The 18,613-nt window shown below is 34.7% G+C and carries 18 protein-coding genes, 2 tRNA genes, 1 other RNA gene and 1 other annotated feature; of the genes, 19 read left to right on the top strand and 2 right to left on the bottom strand.

From position 1 onward, the window contains the following. Positions 1–140: 140 nt before the first annotated feature. Positions 141–356: a binding site (T-box leader), on the top strand. Between the two features lie 182 nt (positions 357–538). From serS to CLOS_RS00125, 9 genes are all read left to right on the top strand, one after another. Continuing rightward, on the top strand, positions 539–1,816 hold the full coding sequence (gene serS / locus CLOS_RS00095) for a serine--tRNA ligase (protein WP_012157899.1): 1,278 nt from the start codon (positions 539–541) through the stop codon (positions 1,814–1,816). Positions 1,817–1,920: 104 nt separating this feature from the next. Further along, positions 1,921–2,088 (top strand): hypothetical protein, encoded by a 168-nt coding sequence (locus tag CLOS_RS15730; RefSeq protein ID WP_012157900.1) that lies wholly within the window; start codon positions 1,921–1,923, stop codon positions 2,086–2,088. A gap of 67 nt (positions 2,089–2,155) precedes the next feature. After that, positions 2,156–2,232 (top strand) — tRNA-Arg (locus CLOS_RS00100). A 284-nt stretch (positions 2,233–2,516) separates the two neighbouring features. Beyond that, positions 2,517–3,947: a S41 family peptidase gene (locus CLOS_RS00105; RefSeq protein WP_012157901.1), complete on the top strand. Its 1,431-nt coding sequence runs from the start codon at positions 2,517–2,519 to the stop codon at positions 3,945–3,947. 155 nt (positions 3,948–4,102) lie between these two features. Further along, positions 4,103–4,402 carry a YciI family protein gene (locus CLOS_RS00110; protein WP_012157902.1) on the top strand — a complete coding sequence of 100 codons (300 nt, stop codon included), beginning with the start codon at positions 4,103–4,105 and terminating at the stop codon, positions 4,400–4,402. Positions 4,403–4,520: 118 nt separating this feature from the next. Beyond that, the gene (gene tadA / locus CLOS_RS00115; protein WP_456297470.1) at positions 4,521–4,979 is read left to right on the top strand and encodes a tRNA adenosine(34) deaminase TadA; all 459 of its coding nucleotides are present in this window, start codon (positions 4,521–4,523) and stop codon (positions 4,977–4,979) included. 9 nt (positions 4,980–4,988) lie between these two features. Further along, positions 4,989–5,077: transfer RNA gene (locus tag CLOS_RS00120), tRNA-Ser, on the top strand. Positions 5,078–5,097: 20 nt separating this feature from the next. Beyond that, an RNA gene (gene ffs / locus CLOS_RS15425) (signal recognition particle sRNA large type) lies at positions 5,098–5,362 on the top strand. 217 nt (positions 5,363–5,579) lie between these two features. Next, positions 5,580–6,584 (top strand): lipoate--protein ligase, encoded by a 1,005-nt coding sequence (locus CLOS_RS00125; protein ID WP_012157904.1) that lies wholly within the window; start codon positions 5,580–5,582, stop codon positions 6,582–6,584. 58 nt (positions 6,585–6,642) lie between these two features. Here the strand turns inward: CLOS_RS00125 and CLOS_RS00130 are convergent, their stop codons facing one another. Both CLOS_RS00130 and CLOS_RS00135 read right to left on the bottom strand, forming a co-directional pair. Continuing rightward, positions 6,643–7,914, bottom strand: coding sequence for a DUF4097 family beta strand repeat-containing protein (locus CLOS_RS00130; RefSeq protein ID WP_012157905.1), 1,272 nt, complete (start codon positions 7,912–7,914; stop codon positions 6,643–6,645). Between the two features lie 143 nt (positions 7,915–8,057). After that, on the bottom strand, positions 8,058–8,420 hold the full coding sequence (locus CLOS_RS00135; RefSeq protein ID WP_012157906.1) for a DUF2089 domain-containing protein: 363 nt from the start codon (positions 8,418–8,420) through the stop codon (positions 8,058–8,060). 330 nt (positions 8,421–8,750) lie between these two features. Here CLOS_RS00135 and yedF point away from each other — a divergent pair, with 330 nt between their 5' ends. From yedF to prdD, 10 genes are all read left to right on the top strand, one after another. Continuing rightward, on the top strand, positions 8,751–9,359 hold the full coding sequence (gene yedF / locus CLOS_RS00140) for a sulfurtransferase-like selenium metabolism protein YedF (protein WP_012157907.1): 609 nt from the start codon (positions 8,751–8,753) through the stop codon (positions 9,357–9,359). Positions 9,360–9,374: 15 nt separating this feature from the next. Beyond that, a complete protein-coding gene (locus CLOS_RS00145; RefSeq protein ID WP_012157908.1) occupies positions 9,375–9,644 on the top strand; it encodes a DUF3343 domain-containing protein in 270 nt (89 codons plus the stop codon). 16 nt (positions 9,645–9,660) lie between these two features. Continuing rightward, positions 9,661–9,849: a DUF951 domain-containing protein gene (locus CLOS_RS00150; protein WP_012157909.1), complete on the top strand. Its 189-nt coding sequence runs from the start codon at positions 9,661–9,663 to the stop codon at positions 9,847–9,849. Between the two features lie 213 nt (positions 9,850–10,062). Next, on the top strand, positions 10,063–11,238 hold the full coding sequence (locus tag CLOS_RS00155) for an aminotransferase-like domain-containing protein (protein WP_012157910.1): 1,176 nt from the start codon (positions 10,063–10,065) through the stop codon (positions 11,236–11,238). Between the two features lie 251 nt (positions 11,239–11,489). Then, a complete protein-coding gene (gene prdR, locus CLOS_RS00160; protein WP_012157911.1) occupies positions 11,490–13,247 on the top strand; it encodes a sigma-54 dependent transcriptional regulator PrdR in 1,758 nt (585 codons plus the stop codon). Between the two features lie 338 nt (positions 13,248–13,585). After that, positions 13,586–14,860 carry a proline reductase-associated electron transfer protein PrdC gene (gene prdC / locus CLOS_RS00165; RefSeq protein WP_198006305.1) on the top strand — a complete coding sequence of 425 codons (1,275 nt, stop codon included), beginning with the start codon at positions 13,586–13,588 and terminating at the stop codon, positions 14,858–14,860. Positions 14,861–14,877: 17 nt separating this feature from the next. Beyond that, the gene (prdA, locus tag CLOS_RS00170) at positions 14,878–16,761 is read left to right on the top strand and encodes a D-proline reductase (dithiol) proprotein PrdA (protein WP_012157913.1); all 1,884 of its coding nucleotides are present in this window, start codon (positions 14,878–14,880) and stop codon (positions 16,759–16,761) included. Between the two features lie 31 nt (positions 16,762–16,792). Next, positions 16,793–17,077, top strand: coding sequence for a CBO2463/CBO2479 domain-containing protein (locus tag CLOS_RS00175; protein WP_012157914.1), 285 nt, complete (start codon positions 16,793–16,795; stop codon positions 17,075–17,077). Further along, positions 17,058–17,783: a D-proline reductase (dithiol) protein PrdB gene (gene prdB / locus CLOS_RS15430; protein WP_012157915.1), complete on the top strand. Its 726-nt coding sequence runs from the start codon at positions 17,058–17,060 to the stop codon at positions 17,781–17,783. Before CLOS_RS00175 ends, prdB begins: the two co-directional genes overlap by 20 nt. A gap of 56 nt (positions 17,784–17,839) precedes the next feature. Beyond that, positions 17,840–18,601: a proline reductase cluster protein PrdD gene (gene prdD / locus CLOS_RS00190; protein WP_012157916.1), complete on the top strand. Its 762-nt coding sequence runs from the start codon at positions 17,840–17,842 to the stop codon at positions 18,599–18,601. Positions 18,602–18,613: the final 12 nt, after the last annotated feature.

Genomic DNA, 18,613 nt, shown 5'->3' on the forward strand with positions numbered 1-18,613 from the left:
ATTGCCTCATTCGATTAAAATATACCTTTATCAATTAGAATGTATAAAATCTTAGACTTAGTAGCAAAATAGTAAAAATATTTTAAAATATTGTTGATATTTTCCTATAACTATGATAATATACACTTCAATAATATAATTTTAATGCGAAGAAGAGAAATAGTATACAAGTAGCTTCTAAAGAGAGTCGATGGTTGGTGTGAATCGATGTAGTAAATTGTTGAATCCATCTCTGAGTGTTCTGCTGAAGGAAACAGTATGTAGAAACGATTAGCACCCGTTAAAGTGCTTTAAGGTGGATTAGTATTCTAATCAACTAGGGTGGCAACGCGGAGAGCTCGTCTTTCGTCCCTTTTCTATGGGGGATGGAGGGCTTTTTTTTATGACCGAACCCAGTTTATGCGACCAAAGGAAGTAATAAGTTGAGGGTAGGACAAAAGCGATGAATGCCAATTTTATAGACCAGAGGGAGAATAAAATTGGGTAATGAGACTGCTGGCAAGTAAAATATATTAAATTAATAATAGGAGGCATGAAGATGTTAGATATTAAGAGAATTAGAAATAACCTAGATGAAATAAAAGCAGCAATGGCAAGAAGAGGGGAAAAAGATTTTGATTTAGATGCAGTAGTCGCACTAGATGAAAAGAGAAGAGAATTGCTTCAACAGGTAGAACTGATGAAAAATGAGCAAAATACAGTTTCTAAAGAAGTTCCAAAGCTAAAAAAGGAAGGAAAAGATGCTACAGAAGTAATGGCAAGAATGAAAGAGCTTTCTGGAAAAATTAAAGAATTAGATGGCCAAGTTAAGGAAGTGGAGGATCAGTTAGAGTATACACTACTTCGAATACCCAATGTTCCACATCCTGATGTACCGCAGGGAGAAACAGACGATGATAACATTGAAGTAAGAAAATGGTCAGAGCCTACTCATTTTGATTTTGAACCCAAGGCCCATTGGGATATCGCTACGGATTTAGGAATTATCGATTTTGAAGCAGCATCAAAAATAACAGGAGCACGATTTGCGCTATATAAAGGCGTAGGCGCAAGATTAGAGAGAGCTTTAATCAACTTCATGCTAGATCTTCATATAGAGGAGCATGGTTATACAGAGGTTCTACCGCCATTCATGGTGAATAGAAGCAGTATGACGGGTACTGGACAATTGCCTAAATTTGAGGAAGATGCTTTTAAACTACCACAGAAGGATTACTTCTTAGTACCGACTGCAGAGGTTCCAGTGACAAATATGCATAGGGATGAGATTATAGAAGGAGCAAATCTACCTTTAAGCTACGTAGCATATACGCCTTGTTTCCGATCAGAAGCAGGATCTGCTGGTCGAGATACGAGAGGTTTAATAAGACAACATCAGTTCAATAAAGTAGAGCTTGTGAAATTTGTTAAGCCAGAGGATTCCTATGCAGAGCTTGAAAAACTTACAAACAACGCAGAAAAAGTACTTCAATTACTAGAAATACCTTATCGAATCGTGAGAATCTGCACGGGAGATTTAGGATTCACTGCTGCATTTAAATATGATATCGAGGTATGGATGCCGAGTTATAATCGATATGTTGAAATATCTTCTTGCAGTAACTTTGAAGACTTCCAAGCCAGAAGAGCAAATATCAGATATCGTCCTGAGGAAAAAGGTAAAGTAGAATTCCTTCATACATTAAATGGTTCAGGTCTTGCTGTAGGTAGAACTGTAGCAGCTATTTTAGAAAACTGCCAGGATGATGAAGGGAATGTAAAAATACCGGAAGCTTTAATCCCTTATATGAGAGGAATCAAGGTGATTACAAAATAAATTACCATAAGAACCATGTTGAAAAGGTAAATTTATTTCTTTTATCCATGGTTCTTATATCCTTATCTTTATAGAGCAAATAAAAACATTTTTTTGGAGGAAAGATGGAACGTAAAAAAATCATAAGATCTACTGTAAAAGATAAATTTGATTATGAGGAAGATATCTATGATAAGTTATCCAACTTAGAAAAAGGTAGAAAAGAGACACCCTATTTTAAAAGAATTAAAAAAACTGAATTTGATTATGAAAAAGATCCATATGAACCTTAGTGGGAAAGTATATGAATTGACCTTGCATAAAATATATGTTAAAATATTTTATGCATAAAAATCTTTTGCACCTGTAGCTCAGTAGGATAGAGCAACGGTTTCCTAAACCGCAGGTCGGAGGTTCGACTCCTCTCAGGTGCACCACTACTATATATTGGAATCCCAATACCTACAAGGTATTGGGATTTTTATTATCTGGGGAGATTAAAGATATAGTAGAAATTTATAAAAAATAAAAGAAAAGTTTTTACTCATCGTGAAATTAGGGAAGGTTTTTCTAATTTGTGGTAGAATAATAAAAATATTTAGTTCTTTCAAGTTTTAAAATAAGAGACTGAGGTGAAAGTAAGTTCGTAGAAATTATAATTGTAGCATTAGTGAAAAGGATACTTTGTAGGCAAAATATGAGAAAAAGAGGTGTTGTGATCATGAAAAGTTCGATTCGACAAGTCACTATGATTCTTATAGTATCGATGGCAATGCTATTTTTTGTTTCATGTAAAAATTCCAGCCAGCAGCTGATATCTAATGAAAAACTGATAGCCGTCGGACAGTTAACAAAGGAAGACTTTTTAAGTGACTTTGATTACATGATGCAAACAATGGAAGATACCTTTCCATATTTTGGTGTAGCAGAGAGAAAATTAGGTGTAGATATAAGAGCTCGGGGGAGAGAGACACGGTCTATCATAGAGAAGTACCCTTATTCGCTTCAAGGGTTTGCAAGCGAATTAGGCATTTCCTTCGAGGATATGCCCGAATTAGATGAACATGTTTTTTGGAGCATTATTCGCCATGAATTTTTTTCACACTTTATAGGCTTGGCCCATGCTTATCCATTAAACTCTGGATTATATAATACCTTTCAGCGTCCTTATTCAAGTTCTTATTCTACATCCAATAATCACCATGCCTTCACAAACCCGATCTCTCAAAAGTTTTATCGAGAACAGGAAGTTCTCTTTAATACCCTTGATGAGGAAGGAGCACTTTTTCAATTTATTTTTCGCAGTTCTCCTCTGCTCCAGATCAAGGACAGTACCGTTAAAGGAGAAATTATTGAAAAAGATAGGATCGCTTATTTAAATGTACCAAGCTTTTTAAATTTTAATGTAAATACGGATACGGACACCTTAAGAAGGTTTTATCGTGATATCAATGAATGTGACCATTTGATAATTGATATTAGAGACAATGACGGAGGATCACCGGATATTTGGAGAATGTTTATTATGAAACCTCTTTGGCAGAACAGAGATCATATGCCAGATATGCCACTATACGCTTTTTACAGAGACAGTAAACTAGGGAAATCTTTAGGAGAAGAGAGTCTTAAAATTGAAGCACAGGGCTCACGTAATATTCCTGAAAGTGATAATTTACTTACAATAAGCGAAATTATAGAAGAAAATCATTTTTCACATATGAATGAACAGGATGTACAAGATTTAGCTTATGGCGTTAGATTTAATACTAGTATTAGTAACATCCAGTGGCATCATATACAACAGATGAGATTTCCATATATTCCTGACACCTCATTTGACGGTAAGGTATGGCTTTTGACCAATGGGAACAATTACTCTGGTGGGGCACTGTTTGCCCGCCACGCAAAAGAAATGGGTTTTGCTACCCTTGTGGGAGAGCAGACCGGCGGTGCGTACACCACAAGTGCTGGAATGTTCTTTGCCTTACCCAACACTGGGATTATATTAAGGTGGGATATCGACTATTTAACGGATAGTGAAGGTCGGGCTTTAAATGAGTTTCCTACCACCCCTCACCACCTTAACCGTCCTGGTATGGATGCACTGGAGACTGTTTTGCAGTTAATAGAAGAGGAAGTTATTGATAAATAAGATTATAGTCAGAAGGGGGAATTCACAGAGCTATATTATTTCCCTTTTTCTGCTATTCATATTTATCGTGACTTGAAATTTCTAATATGATAAAATAAGTTCAGACCAATAGTTTCATATTGATGTATAAAGTGAAATTTACAAGGGGGATACAAATGCAATTTATAGTGAAGGCCTATGATGGAAAAGATGAAGGGGCGTATGAAAGAAGGTTAGAGGCAAGAGATGCTCATTTAGCTGGAGCTAAGGCGATGTATGACAATAAAACCCTTTTATTTGCAGCGGCTATGCTGGATGAAGAGGATAAGATGATCGGTTCTACAATGATTGTAGAGTTTCCATCGAAGGAAGCCATAGAAAAAGAATGGTTTGCAGAGGAGCCTTATATACGGAATAAGGTATGGGAGAAAATCGAGATTGTTCCTTGTAAGGTGCCACCATTTTGTATAAAATAGCATCAATAAATATGGACAAATATAAAAAAATAATGTATAATAGACAATGGACTTATAAATCCTCATAATTTCATTGATATAGCGAATACAAAGCAACGATTTGGAGGCCCGAATGGTATTGGAAGAAAACTTTATGTTAGAAGCCATAGAAGAAGCTAAAAAAGCTTTTAATAAGAAAGAGGTACCCATTGGTGCAGTCGTCGTTAAAGATAATGAAATCATAGGCAGAGGACATAACTTAAGAGAAACAACTAAGAATTCTATATCCCATGCAGAGATCATGGCGATTCAAGAGGCATGTAAGTTTCTTGGAGGATGGAGATTGACAGATTGTACTTTATATGTTACAATAGAACCCTGTCCTATGTGTGCAGGTGCTATTCTGCAAAGTAGGATACAGAAGGTAGTAATCGGTGCAATGGATCCGAAAGCTGGTGCATGTGGCTCTCTTGTAAATCTGTTAAATGATTCTAGATTTAATCATCAGACAGAGATAGAGCAAGGCGTACTAGAAGAAGAATGCTCTCTACTAATGAAAGAATTCTTTAAAGCTTTAAGAGAAAAAAGGTTTGGATAATTAAAATATGGAGAAATGTCCGAGTTGGCTAAGGGGCACGCCTGGAAAGCGTGTAAGGCCGAAAGGCCCCGTGGGTTCGAGTCCCACTTTCTCCGCCATTAAAAAGTTTATAAGTTTGCTGTGCTAGACGGGGAGGTAGCGGTGCCTCGTAACCTGCAATCCGCTATAGCAGGGTTGAAATCCTCTTGGAGGCTTGTACTTTGTAGGGCTGGCCTAAACAAGTGGCAATGAGGATTGGGTCCTACGCAACGAAAAGTTATGAATCCCGTCAGGTCTGGAAGGAAGCAGCGGTAAGTGATGTCTTTCGTGTGCCGCAGGGAAGCCTAGTCTGAGTTAACTATTTAGGTAACGCTTATGAAGGCAAGTCGAATAGAGGTGCACAGCTTAATATATGTGTATATATGACCATAGAATGGAAATTCTATGGTTTTTGTTATATTTTACGAATTGATTGAAAAAATGTCTAATTTCTGCTATAATTTGAGCAAATTCTTTTTTAAAAATTCGAAATGTTTCATTTATTAAAGTTATAAAAAAGACTTCTGTAGGAGCGTTATAAGGAAGCCTTACATAATATGAAAAGCAAAGGGGACAGCATACATGAAGTATATTGAAAATCACTCAACAGATCCGCACTACAACTTAGCATTTGAAGAATACGTTTTTAAAAATCTACCATTAGAAGAAGGCGGATACGTTCTATTATGGAGAAATGGCCCTTCCATCATCATTGGTAAAAATCAAAACTCTATTGAAGAAATCAATATGGAGTTCGTAAAGGAAAATAATATTCATGTAGTTCGTAGGGTTACAGGCGGCGGAGCAGTTTATCATGACCTTCAAAATGTGAATTTTTCTTTTATTACGAAGGCAGAGGAACTTGGAGAAATAGATTTTAAAACGTATACCATACCTGTTCTAAGAGCATTAGAATCCCTAGGAATTCCATGTGAGTTATCTGGTAGAAATGATATTACAATCGATGGAAAGAAATTTTCCGGTATTGCACAGAGTGTGGTGAAGGGTAGGGTACTGAATCATGGAACTTTACTTTTTAATTCAGAGCTAGAGGTACTGTCAAAGGCACTGAATGTAAAGAGAGATAAAATAGAATCAAAGGGTGTTAAATCCGTCGCCAGCAGGGTTACCAATATTAAACCCTACTTAAAAGAAGATGTGGATGTATTAGAGTTTCGAGATTTGATATTGGACAATATATTTAAATTCTTAAATCTTCCAATTGAAAAGTACGAATTGACAGAGGAAGATAAAAATGCGATTCAGAAGATGGTCGATGAAAGATACGGTACATGGGACTGGAACTTTGGAAAGTCTCCTAAATTTAATTATAAAGGATATCAGAGATTTGCTGGTGGTGGGGTTGAAGTAAGACTACAGGTAGAAAAGGGTCTTATCGAAGAATGTAAGATCTACGGCGATTTTTTCGGTAAAGGGGATATCGCTGTGTTAGAAGAAAAATTAAAGGGCATAAAATATAATGAAGAAGCAGTAGAGGAAGCCTTAAAAGATATTGCTGTTGGCGATTATTTAGGAAGAATAACGAAAGAAGAGTTTTTCCTATGTTTATTTAATCTCATAGACTAAAAAGAAAGTGCATCCGTGAAGGGTGCACTTTCTATATGATTTAATAATAGGGAGCATTTTAAAAAAGATAAATGTTACTATTGGTTGTATAGGCTTTGATGTTGGCGATGGTTTCGCATTTATCAAAATTTGATGTTTTTCCATGAACCCTATGGTTGGAATAAGTCTTTATATTTTCACTGTATGCTACAGGAATTCCAATATTGATATTTCCTTGGGTAGTGTTGGCTTCTAAAGAGAAGCCGGTATTTTCAGGCACAGTCCCTATGACTTCAATCTTTGAATTTGTAGTCTTCAAGCTTAATGACTGTAGGAGATTGTAAGCAATATCAATCACTGTAATTTTACTGTTGGAGGTAAGTCCCTCAATTCTTTTGATGGTACTGTTTTCTATAGAAATTCTACCATTCTTAGTAGCTGCTAGTAGATTCTCAGCTTTACATTTTTCCACCACGATCTTCCCATTGGTTGTGGTACAACTGGTATTTTCCTGTGTATGGATATTATTTATTTTGATGCTGCCATTTTTAGTTTGTAATAAAAGTCGATTACAGTTTAAGTTCTCTGCTGAAATAGATCCATTGGTGGTCTGGGCTTTTATTAAATTATAAAGACCTTCAGGTACTTCCACTTTTAGCTTTACGCCAGCACCTTCAAGTGGTCTAGGATAAAAATAAATCGAATTATTATCTTCATTTAAAGTGAATATTGGATTGGCAGAATCATATTTTCCTTCTTTTGCTGAAATATGGGCAGTTACCTTAATTGTTGGTTCATTCCATTTATGGATCGATATATTCCCATTATAAGATTCAAATTGAAGGGATAAGTGACTATTATCTTCTAATTTTTTTTCAAGCACTTCCTCGTATACCATTACAGGGCTAAATAAATCCACATTGATAAAGGTATCTGAATCCACTGCTTTTTCAACAACATCAATAATCTTTTCAGCAAAAGAAATCGATTTGTTTGCAAAGATGGAGCCCAAATCCATCATTTTTTTGCCAAATTGTTCTCCAAACACATCCATTTTTCCTTCTAAATGCTCTCCTAAACCCTCAAACTTCTTTCCTAAAGAATCAAATATTTCTTCGAAGTCTTTGTTTTTATTGGGATTATAGTGTTGTTTTTCTTTATAGTAATGATTATGTTCATCATCTTCGTCCTTGGAAAGATTTACCTGGCTATAATTAAAAGAGCTAGAAGCTTCCTGTTTCGCTTGATCGTATTCGATATCTCCTAGTGCATCCAGCAGCTGCTCCGCTTCGACCTCTGAGATTTTACCTTGCTCTAGAAGTCTTAAAATCATTAATCTTTCTTCACTCATTGAATATTCTCCTTCCCTACGTAAAATAGAAAATAAAATAAAATATATTCGTTCATAGTCACAAACTTTATGCTTTGATCAGCTTTAGGCTTTACTTAAAATTTTAAGTATTGAAAAAATGAACTAAGCTCTTTGAGATGGATTTACTCTTTTAAAAGATCCACTGCTTCTTCTGCGGTAATTTCACCTTTGCTTAGCTTCTCTAAAATATCTTTCTTATTTACAGTAGATATTGGTTTTGCAGAATATCCCAATGCAGTGATAACACTTTCTAATTTACCTCGAACCGTTGGGTAAGAAATACCAAGTTCTTTTTCAATTTCCTTAATATTTCCTCTGTTCTTTATAAACACTTCAATAAAATTTTTATACTCTGGTGATAGTTGACAAAATTTACAAGGCTGGAAACTTCCTTCTATCGTTGTGCTACAATGGGAGCAGTGGAGTTTCGTAACTTCTAGGGAATGGTTACAAACAGGGCATTGTCCTAAGATTTCTTTTTTCATTTTATAGTACTCCTCTCTTTTATTATAAATATACATGTATATTTTCATTGCTAGAAATTATATTAAAAAAATTAATGCATACTTTTAAAAATTTAATCTATAGTTTAATATTATTAATTAAAAATTGAAATGTCAATATATATTTTACAATTAGTACAATTAATTTTAATATTAATATAGACAATGAATCAAAAGCTATACATTATTGATAGGAAAACTTGATATTAAACACTTTTACGATAAAATTTTAATATAAGTAGAAGCCATTGAATAATGTGGAGTCTGTTGATATACTTTAATTATAGTAAATTTAAAGATGGGGGTATGAAAATGAATAAAGAAGTAGATGCTAGAGGAATGAATTGCCCTCTGCCTGTAATTCATACAAAAAAGGCCTTAGAATCTATAGATGATGGAAGAATTACTACAATTGTAGATAATGAAGTAGCAAAGGAAAATGTAGCAAAACTGGCTAAGAGTATGAATCTTAAAGTCGATATTAAGCAAGATTTAGGAAATTATTATATTGATATTTTTAAAGATAGTGGAATGGAAATCATCGGAATAGAGACATTGGATATTCAGAAAACTTCTAATAATAGTAAGGATTTAGTTATTTTAATTTCAACGGATAAGTTTGGGGAAGGTTCTGAAGAACTAGGAAAGTTACTGATGAAAAGCTATGTATATGCGCTAACAGAAGTCATGCCTCAACCGACAGCTCTAATCTTTTTAAATAGCGGTGTAAAATTGACCATTAAAGATTCAGAGGTAATCGATCATATCAGAACATTAGAATCTAGGGGCGTTGAAGTCCTATCCTGTGGGACTTGTCTAGATTATTATAAGATAAAGGATCAACTGGCAGTAGGGGGTATATCCAATATGTACACCATTGTAGAAAAATTAAACAATGCAGGGAATACAATAAAGCTATAGTTAAGAGAGGTAACAATGATAAATCAAGAAGAACTCTATATTATCGTATTTGAATCGACGCATCATGCCATTGCCGGCGAAAAAATATTTAAAGAAAGTAATTACAAGTTTGATGTGATTCCTACGCCGAGAGAAATCACCCATAGCTGTGGTCTTTCTATCCGATTTCATAAGGATAAGCTCAATGATGTTAAAATGAAAATGGCAGAAGGCAATATTTTAATTAAGGGAATCTATGAAATACAGAAGATTGATAAGGATAAGATTATCCATCAGGTCGGTTAGGAGGGATTGAAATTATATGCCAGTAAAGTTAGAAATAGGCGATATTGTTGAACTTAAAAAACAGCATCCTTGTGGTAGCAAGAATTTTGAAATTTTAAGAACCGGTGCGGACTTTAGAATAAAATGCTTAGGATGTGAGAAACAGATTTGGCTTGAACGACCAGAGCTGGAGCGCAGAATCAAAAAAATTAACCCTGCAGGTTAACATTTTTTACAAAAAATGTTAATTTCTATAACGAATAGGAGGTTTCTTCTTATTAATATGGTGCAAAAGAAGAAACTTCCTATAAAGGAGGCTCAAAAAAGCTTCCTTCAGTAATGTTTTTATAGAAGTTTTTTATTAAATACTTTTAATTGTTAAAAAGATGCTATAATGTACATGAAGAACATTTAAAAATATCGGGGGAGGTATTATTTAATGAAATTTGCAAAAAGAATGGACTATTTAAAGGCATCAGAGATTAGAGAACTATTAAAGCTGGCGGAAAAGCCAGAAATCATATCCTTTGCTGGAGGACTTCCTGCACCAGAGTTATTTCCTACTGAAGAATTAGCGAAGGTTTCAGAAGTTGTGTTAAAGGAACATGGGATGCAAGCGCTTCAATATGGACCAACAGATGGTTTTACGCCTCTTAGAGAAAAAATCGCAAAAAGAATGGAAGTTTTCGGATTTAAAACAAATGCGGAAAATATTTTAATTACCAGTGGATCTCAGCAAGGTTTAGATTTTTCTGCGAGAGTATTTCTTAATGAAGGAGATATTGTCATCTGTGAAAGCCCAAGCTATCTAGGAGCAATTAATGCCTTTAAAGCTTGTATGCCTGAATTTGTAGAAGTTGCAACAGATGCAGAAGGTATGGTAATGGAAGACCTAGAAGAAATACTAAAAACAAGAGACAATGTAAAAATGATCTACGTTATTCCAGATTTCCAAAATCCATCTGGAAAAACATGGTCTGTAGAAAGAAGAAAACGTCTGATAGAGCTTGCAAATGAATATGACTTACCAGTTATAGAAGATAATCCATATGGAGAATTAAGATTTGAAGGAGAAATACCACCATCATTGAAAGCTTTCGATACAGAAGGTCGTGTTATATTCTTAGGTACATTCTCAAAAACATTCTCTCCAGGCATGAGACTTGGTTGGGTTATTGCAGATGCACCAATACTTCAAAAATATAATTTTATTAAACAAGGTGCAGATTTACAATCTAGTACCATTGCACAAAGAGAAATGAACACTTATATGGAAATGTATGATTTTGATGCTCATATTGAAAAAATTAAAAAGGTATACAAAAATCGTAGAGATGTTATGATAGAAGCGATTAAGGAACATTTCCCAAGCAATGTTACGTATACCTATCCAGAAGGTGGACTTTTTACATGGGTGGTTCTACCAGAGCATTTAAGCGCAAGAGATATTATGCCAAAGGCTTTAGAAAATAATGTTGCTTTCGTTCCAGGAGGTTCTTTCTATCCAAATGGAGGAAATGAAAACACCTTCAGATTAAATTATTCAAATATGTCTGAAGATAAAATTAAAGAAGGTATTGCTCGACTAGGAAAAGTGTTAAAGGAAATGATGTAGCATAAAAGAGAGTGGCCATTGGCCACTCTCTTTTTGTAAGGGGAGATTGGGATGAATAAATGTTACTTGTGGGGGCTATCTAACTATATAATTGCCAGATATTCTAAGTTATATACATACAAAATAAAAAAATATTGAGATATATCAATTACACAATTCAATATATTTGCCGAATTATTATGATATGATGATATAATATTATTACAATTTGTTTATTGTTTAACAATTATTGATTAGAAAGAAGTGAGGATATGTTCTTAGAAGTACTGAACAATATGAATGTGAGTGATGTTATGGATATTGATATCGTAACAATTACTAAGGATGCTACTTTGGGACAAGCAATGCAAATTATGCTCAAGTATAATAAAGGAGATGTTATTGTTCTGAATAATACAAATGAGCTATTTGGTATTCTGACGATGACAGACATATCCATAATTGGTGGAACTTTTTTTTGTAAAAATAATTTGGATGATTCAGTAGAACTATATTGTAATCAGAACATCGTAACCATTGGACCGGATGAAGATGCAATTTGGGCAAAGGATTTAATGAAAAGAAAAGGTATTGGAAGGTTACCAGTAATTAGGGAAAACAAAATAATCGGTATCGTTAGAATTAAAGATATCTTAGATAAAGTTTATTTTAAAATAGATAAAACCATGGAAGCATTCGGCCATATATTAAATAATATTCATGAGGCAGTATGTGTGGTAGATAAATATGGAAAGGTAATTTTTTGGTCAAAAAATTCCGAGGTGTTATACGGCATAAAATCTGAGGATATTATTAATAAAAACATTAGGGAATATTTTCCACAAGCGATATTATTGAATGTATTAGAAAATAGAAAGTCAGTAAATAGCATACACCATATACCGAGAGAAGGTAGTCATGTATTTTTAAGCGCAGAGCCACTGTATATTGATAATGAATTTGTTGGAAGTGTTTCAACAGATAGGGACATAACAGAAATAATAAATCTTTCCATGGAACTTGAAAAAACAAAAGAACGACTTCATTTTCTGCAAAGTGAGATGAAAAAAATTACAAACACTAGATATTCTTTTGATAAAGTTTTGGGTAAAAGTGAATCGATCGTCAACATTGTTAACAATGCAAAAAAAGTAGCAAGAACAAATAGTAGTGTATTAATTACAGGTGAAAGTGGCACTGGGAAAGAGGTTTTTGCTAGAGCACTACATGAAGAAAGCGGAAGAAAAGGGGACTTTGTAGCAATTAATTGCAGCGCCATTCCAGAATCCTTATTTGAGAGTGAAATGTTTGGATATGATGGAGGTGCATTTACAGGAGCTCTGAAAAATGGGAAAATAGGAAAAATAGAACTAGCAAATAAAGGGACCTTATTTTTAGATGAGATCGGTGATATGCCATTCTACATGCAGGCAAAAATGCTCAGAGTATTGCAGGAAAGACAAATTGTTAGAATTGGCTCTGATAAAGTGATAGAAGTTGATGTTAGAATCATATCAGCTACTCATCGAGATTTAAGAAAGTTAGTGAATGAAGGAAAGTTTAGAGAAGATCTATTTTATAGGTTAAATGTCGTTAATATTTCTTTACCGAGCTTAAGAAAAAGAAAAGAAGATATACCAATGCTGATAACGAAATTTATAAAAGAGTTTTGTGAGGAAAATAAAATTAATTATCCAAATATGACCCCTGAAGTTTTAAAAATATTAGTAAATTATGATTGGAAGGGCAATATAAGAGAATTAAAAAATGCGGTAGATCATTTGTTAATTTTCTCACAGGATGGAGAGATTACAACGAATAGCCTACCGGAGCATATTTTTAATAGTCATAGGATCAACCATTTAGATGAAGAAGATTTTGATTTACAAAAAACCATTGAAAAGATAGAATACGAAACCATTAAAAAAGCAATGAGTAAGGCAGGAAATAATAAAAGTAAAGCCGCTACCATTTTAAATATACCAAGAAGTACTTTATATTATAAGATGAATTATTATAGGATGGGTTAGTTTATAAAAATCATTTTTGGAACTGTCAATTAGCTGACAACTGTCAACTAATTGACAGTTCCATTTTTTTTGAAGAAATAGTTGCAGTATGACAAGAACAGACAAATTATATATGTAAAAGCGATAAATGATTATATGTAAACGTCAGAATACTGACACTTGAATATATCTATTCATAATAAGCATTGAAATATTTATAGCAAAGAATAATAAAAAAACTTTCTTATTAGTGATAATTTCAATACGTACAGCCAGTAAAATAGAAAATTTTAATACTATAATTTTATTTGGCATGCCAATTGCTCTATATATCAGTGTAATAGAAGGAGGTGATAAGGATGCTTATAAAAATATCATTAAAACAACATGTGGGCGTAGAAAGTAAAGCCATCGTAAAAGAAAATGAAAAGGTTAAAAAAGGCCAGCTGTTGGCAGTACCAGATGGATTAGGATCCAACATCCATTCCAGTGTACATGGGATTATTGAGAAAGTAACCAGTGAATATGTAAGTATCAAAGCCTATTCCGATCAATCAGAGGATTATATGATGATTAAGGCGACGGATAATTATTTAGAAGCCATAAAGGAGGCTGGGGTAGTAGGCGCGGGGGGCGCAGGTTTTCCTACACATATTAAGCTAGATGTAGATTTGACAGGGGGTTATGTAATAGTTAATGCGGCAGAATGTGAGCCTGTATTAAATCATAATATGCTTGCTATAGAGAAGCAGCCGGACTTAATTCTAAGGGGTTTAAAATATGTAATGGAAATTACAAAAGCAGCTAAGGGATATATTGCAATTAAGCCTAAGAATAAAAATGCAATCATTGCGTTAGGTAAAGTTTGTAAGTCAGAGTCCAATATAGAAATTAAATTTTTACCAGATATGTATCCTGCAGGAGACGAAAGGGTCATCGTAAGAGAGTTGCTGAATGTAGAGTTAAAGCCAGGAAAATTACCAATTGAAGTAAACACCGTAGTTTTAAATATTGAAACAATAAAGAATATTTGTTTAGCCATTGAGAAGAGAAAGCCTGTAATCACTAAAGATATCACTGTAGGAGGACGTGTTAAAGCTCCTAAGGTTTTTTTAGAATCTCCGATCGGATATCCAGTATCTTATTTTATCGATCAATGTGGTGGTTACGAAAATCCACATGGTGAGATCGTAATTGGAGGGCCTTTCACAGGTAAAAAGGGAGGGGAAGAAACAACTATCATTAAAACCACCGGTGGGATTTTAGTTGCGATGCCTTTTCCAGTAGAAAAGAGAAAAGTCGGAATTATAGCCTGTGAGTGTGGCGCACAAGAAGAAAGATTAAAAGAAATTGCAGCTGGTATGGAAGCGGAAGTAGTCGCAGAAGTTCAATGTAAAAGAATGACAGCGTTTAATGGTAGATATCGATGCGATTTGCCAGGAGTATGTCCGGGTCAAGCTGAAAAGGTACTTTTTTTAAAAAAACAAGGAGCCGAGGTTATCATTACCGGAACCTGTGAGGACTGAACGAATACAGTCATGATGACAGCTCCTAGGTTAGGAGTTCCAGTATATCACAGCACAGACCATGTATTAAGAGGTTCAAACCATAAATTATATAGAAAAAAACAATAAAAGGAGGCTGATTTAAAATGTCAATTTCTCTAGAAACAGCAAAAGACCATGGTAATGATCCGGCGGTTTCATGTTGCAGATTTGAAGCTGGTATAGTAATAGGTCCTTCTAATTTGGAGGATCCCAATATATTTCCAGATTTAGTTGACTCAAAGTTATTACAGATACCAGAGGATTGCTTAAAAATTAGCGAGGTAATTGGAGCTAAGCTAATAAAAACTATAGATGCATTAGTTCCTATTACTGCTGATTATGTAGAAGGTATCCATAAACCAGTTGCTGTAGAAGAAAAAAGCAATGCTACGAAACAAGAAGAGAAAAAGGTTGAATCTATAGTTCCACAAGAAGTATCCAGTAAAGCTAAAAATACAGCCATGATAAAAATACACATTGGGGAAGGTAAAGATATAGACTTGGAGATCCCTATTTTATTATCTGGAGCAAATACGATCTCAGGACTAGATGATGCAGAGCAGATGGTTGCTAGAACAGAAGAAGTTAAGGAAGCACGGAGTAATATCATGGATCAGCCCTTCGTTTCAAAGGAAATAAGGAGACTGACAAAAAAACATTTTAGTATTACTTCTGTGGAATTTGGAAAAGAGACAAAGATTGATGGGACCACACTTTATATTAGAGAAGATATCTGTAAAGATGCACTAAAGGCAGACAAACTAGTTGTTGATATTAAGCTAGATATTATTACTCCTGATAGGTACAAGGAATATAGTGAAACCATAATGGATGTACAGCCAATTGCTACGAAAGAAGAAGGTAAATTGGGAAATGGTATCACAAGGGTATTAGATGGTGTCATTATTATGGTTACGGGAACAGATGAAAATGGCGTACAAATTGGAGAATTCGGTTCTTCAGAGGGTGTTTTAGAAACAAATATTATGTGGGGTAGGCCGGGGGCACCGGATAAAGGTGACATATTTATTAAAACACAAGTTGTGATTAAAGATGGAACAAATATGGAGAGGCCAGGTCCTTTAGCTGCTCATAAAGCTTCCGATTTTATAACGCAAGAAATAAGAGAAGCACTTAAAAGGTTAGATGAAAGCCTAGTAACCAATGTGGAAGAATTAGTACAGTATAGACGACCAGGCAAAAAGAAAATAGCCATTGTCAAAGAGATTATGGGTCAAGGGGCAATGCACGACAACTTAATATTACCGGTAGAGCCTGTAGGGGTATTAGGTGGGAAACCAAATGTTGATTTAGGTAATATCCCAGTTGTTTTATCTCCCTTAGAAGTTTTAGATGGTAGTATTCATGCGTTAACTTGTATCGGACCAGCTTCAAAGGAAAATTCAAGACATTATTGGAGGGAACCTCTAGTAATTGAGGCAATGAATGATGAGGAAATAGATTTAGCATCTGTTATCTTTGTAGGATCTCCTCAAATTAATGCTGAAAAATTTTATGTATCTGAAAGATTAGGAATGATCATTGAATCTATGGATTTAGATGGTGTAATTATAACCACGGAAGGCTTTGGGAATAACCATATTGATTTTGCCAGCCACCATGAACAAGTAGGTCAAAGAGGAGTTCCTGTGGTAGGGATGACATTTGCGGCAAACCAAGGTGCATTGGTTGTTGGAAATGAGTATATGACCCATATGATCGATCTTAATAAGTCGAAACTAGGAATTGAAAATGAGATACTATCCAATAACACTTTATGTAAAGAAGATGCTATAAGAGCAATCGCTATGCTAAAGGCAGCAATGGCAAACGAACATGTTAAGGAAGCAGAGAGAAAATGGAATGCCAATGTAAAAATCAATAATATAGAGATACTTGAAAAAACATATGAGTCAAAGATCGGCCTTGTTGATAATGAACAAATCCTGCCAAAAAGTAAGAAGAGATTAGAAATCTATGAAAAATAGTTTTTCAAATTAAGCAAAGGAGCTCAGATAGATGGAAAATTTAAGATTTGGGGACAAGCAGATCTATATGGAAGGAATCATAATTGAGATACAGGATGGAGCAGTTTCCATAGATTTAAAGGGGAGATTAGGATTTATGAAAATTCCAAGAAGAATGCTAATTTCAAACCACAATATTAAAGTAGGACAAGAAGTTGGCTTTATGATGAGTTATCCTGAAAGCTTAAGTGAAGAAATCAATGAAAAATATTTAGATCTAATAAATCACAATAAAAAAATGAGAGAGGAGAGGTCAAATGAGTCTTTCAATAGTTAAAGGGCTACAATCCGAAATTTTTGTTCCAATTACACCGCCACCGGTTTGGACTCCAGTAAAAAAAGAACTGAAAGATATGACAATCGCTTTGGCGACCGCTGCGGGAGTACACCTAAAATCAGATAAAAGATTTAACCTTGCAGGAGATTTTAGTTTTAGAGAGGTTCCAGTTGAATCTCTATCCACAGATTTAATGGTATCTCATGGTGGATATGATAATGGTGATGTAAATAAGGACATAAATTGTATGTTTCCTATAGATCGATTAAAGGAGTTGGCTGAAGAAGGCTTTATTAAAGCTGCTGCACCAGTACACTTTGGATTTATGGGTGGCGGAGGAGATCAACAAAAATTTCAGGAGGAAACGGGACCTGAAATAGCAAGGAGGCTAAAGTCTGAGGGCGTGGATGCAGTTTTACTAACAGCCGGCTGAGGTACTTGTCATCGCTCTGCTGTAATTGTACAGAGAGCTATTGAGGAATCGGGGATTCCTACAATTATTATAGCTGCTTTACCACCAGTAGTTAGACAAAATGGTACACCTAGAGCTGTAGCGCCACTCGTTCCTATGGGAGCAAATGCTGGAGCACCAAATGATAAGGCAATGCAAACAGCAATCGTTAGAGATTCATTAATCCAGCTGGTAGAGATTACATCGGCAGGGAAAATCGTTCAATTACCATATGAGTATACTGCCAAAGTTTAAATAATGAACGCCCACTCCTTTATGGAGTGGGAAATTCAAAATAAGAAGGTGGTCTATTGGAAAAAGAAATAAACTTAAGAAGGTTAGTAATTAAATCCTTCCACATAGACAATGTGCTATTGGGAGATGAAAATAGTGTTGATAAAGGAAATTTAACCATTAGTAGAAGAAGTTTAGACCTAATTTTACAGAAGGAGGAAGCTATTGAGTCCATAAATATCAACGTAATATCTCCTAAAGATCACAATCTATGGGTGAATAGCATAATGGATATCATTCCCATTTCCACTAAGGTTTTAGGTAAATTAGGAGAGGGTATAACACATACTTTTACTGGAGTATACGTTATGTTGACCGGTGTTAGTAAAGATGGTTTTCAACTCGCTGAATTTGGTTCATCGGAAGGTATATTAAAAGATGTAATATTTCTTGGAAGAGCTGGAACACCAAGTAAAAATGATTTCATAATAAATTTTGATGTAACATTCAAAAGAGGCTATGCCCTCGATAGAAATCTACCACGAGTGGCACACCGAAGTTGTGATAGATTCATACAACCAATTAGAGAACTTTTAAAAATTATGGATGGACGCACAGCGACTGAATTTAACGAATATTACGACAAAATAAGGCCGGAAAAGAAAAAGGTAGTAATCATTAAACAAATTGCAGGGCAAGGTGCTATGTATGATAATCAATTATTTCCGAAGGAGCCCAGTGGGTTTGATGGAGGTAGATCCATAATAGATATGGGAAATATGCCTATTATTGTTACGCCAAATGAATATAGAGATGGTGCACTACGTGCTATGACATAAGGTGGTGATCGT

This window comes from Alkaliphilus oremlandii OhILAs (genome assembly GCF_000018325.1).
Lineage (GTDB): Bacteria > Bacillota > Clostridia > Peptostreptococcales > Natronincolaceae > Alkaliphilus_B > Alkaliphilus_B oremlandii.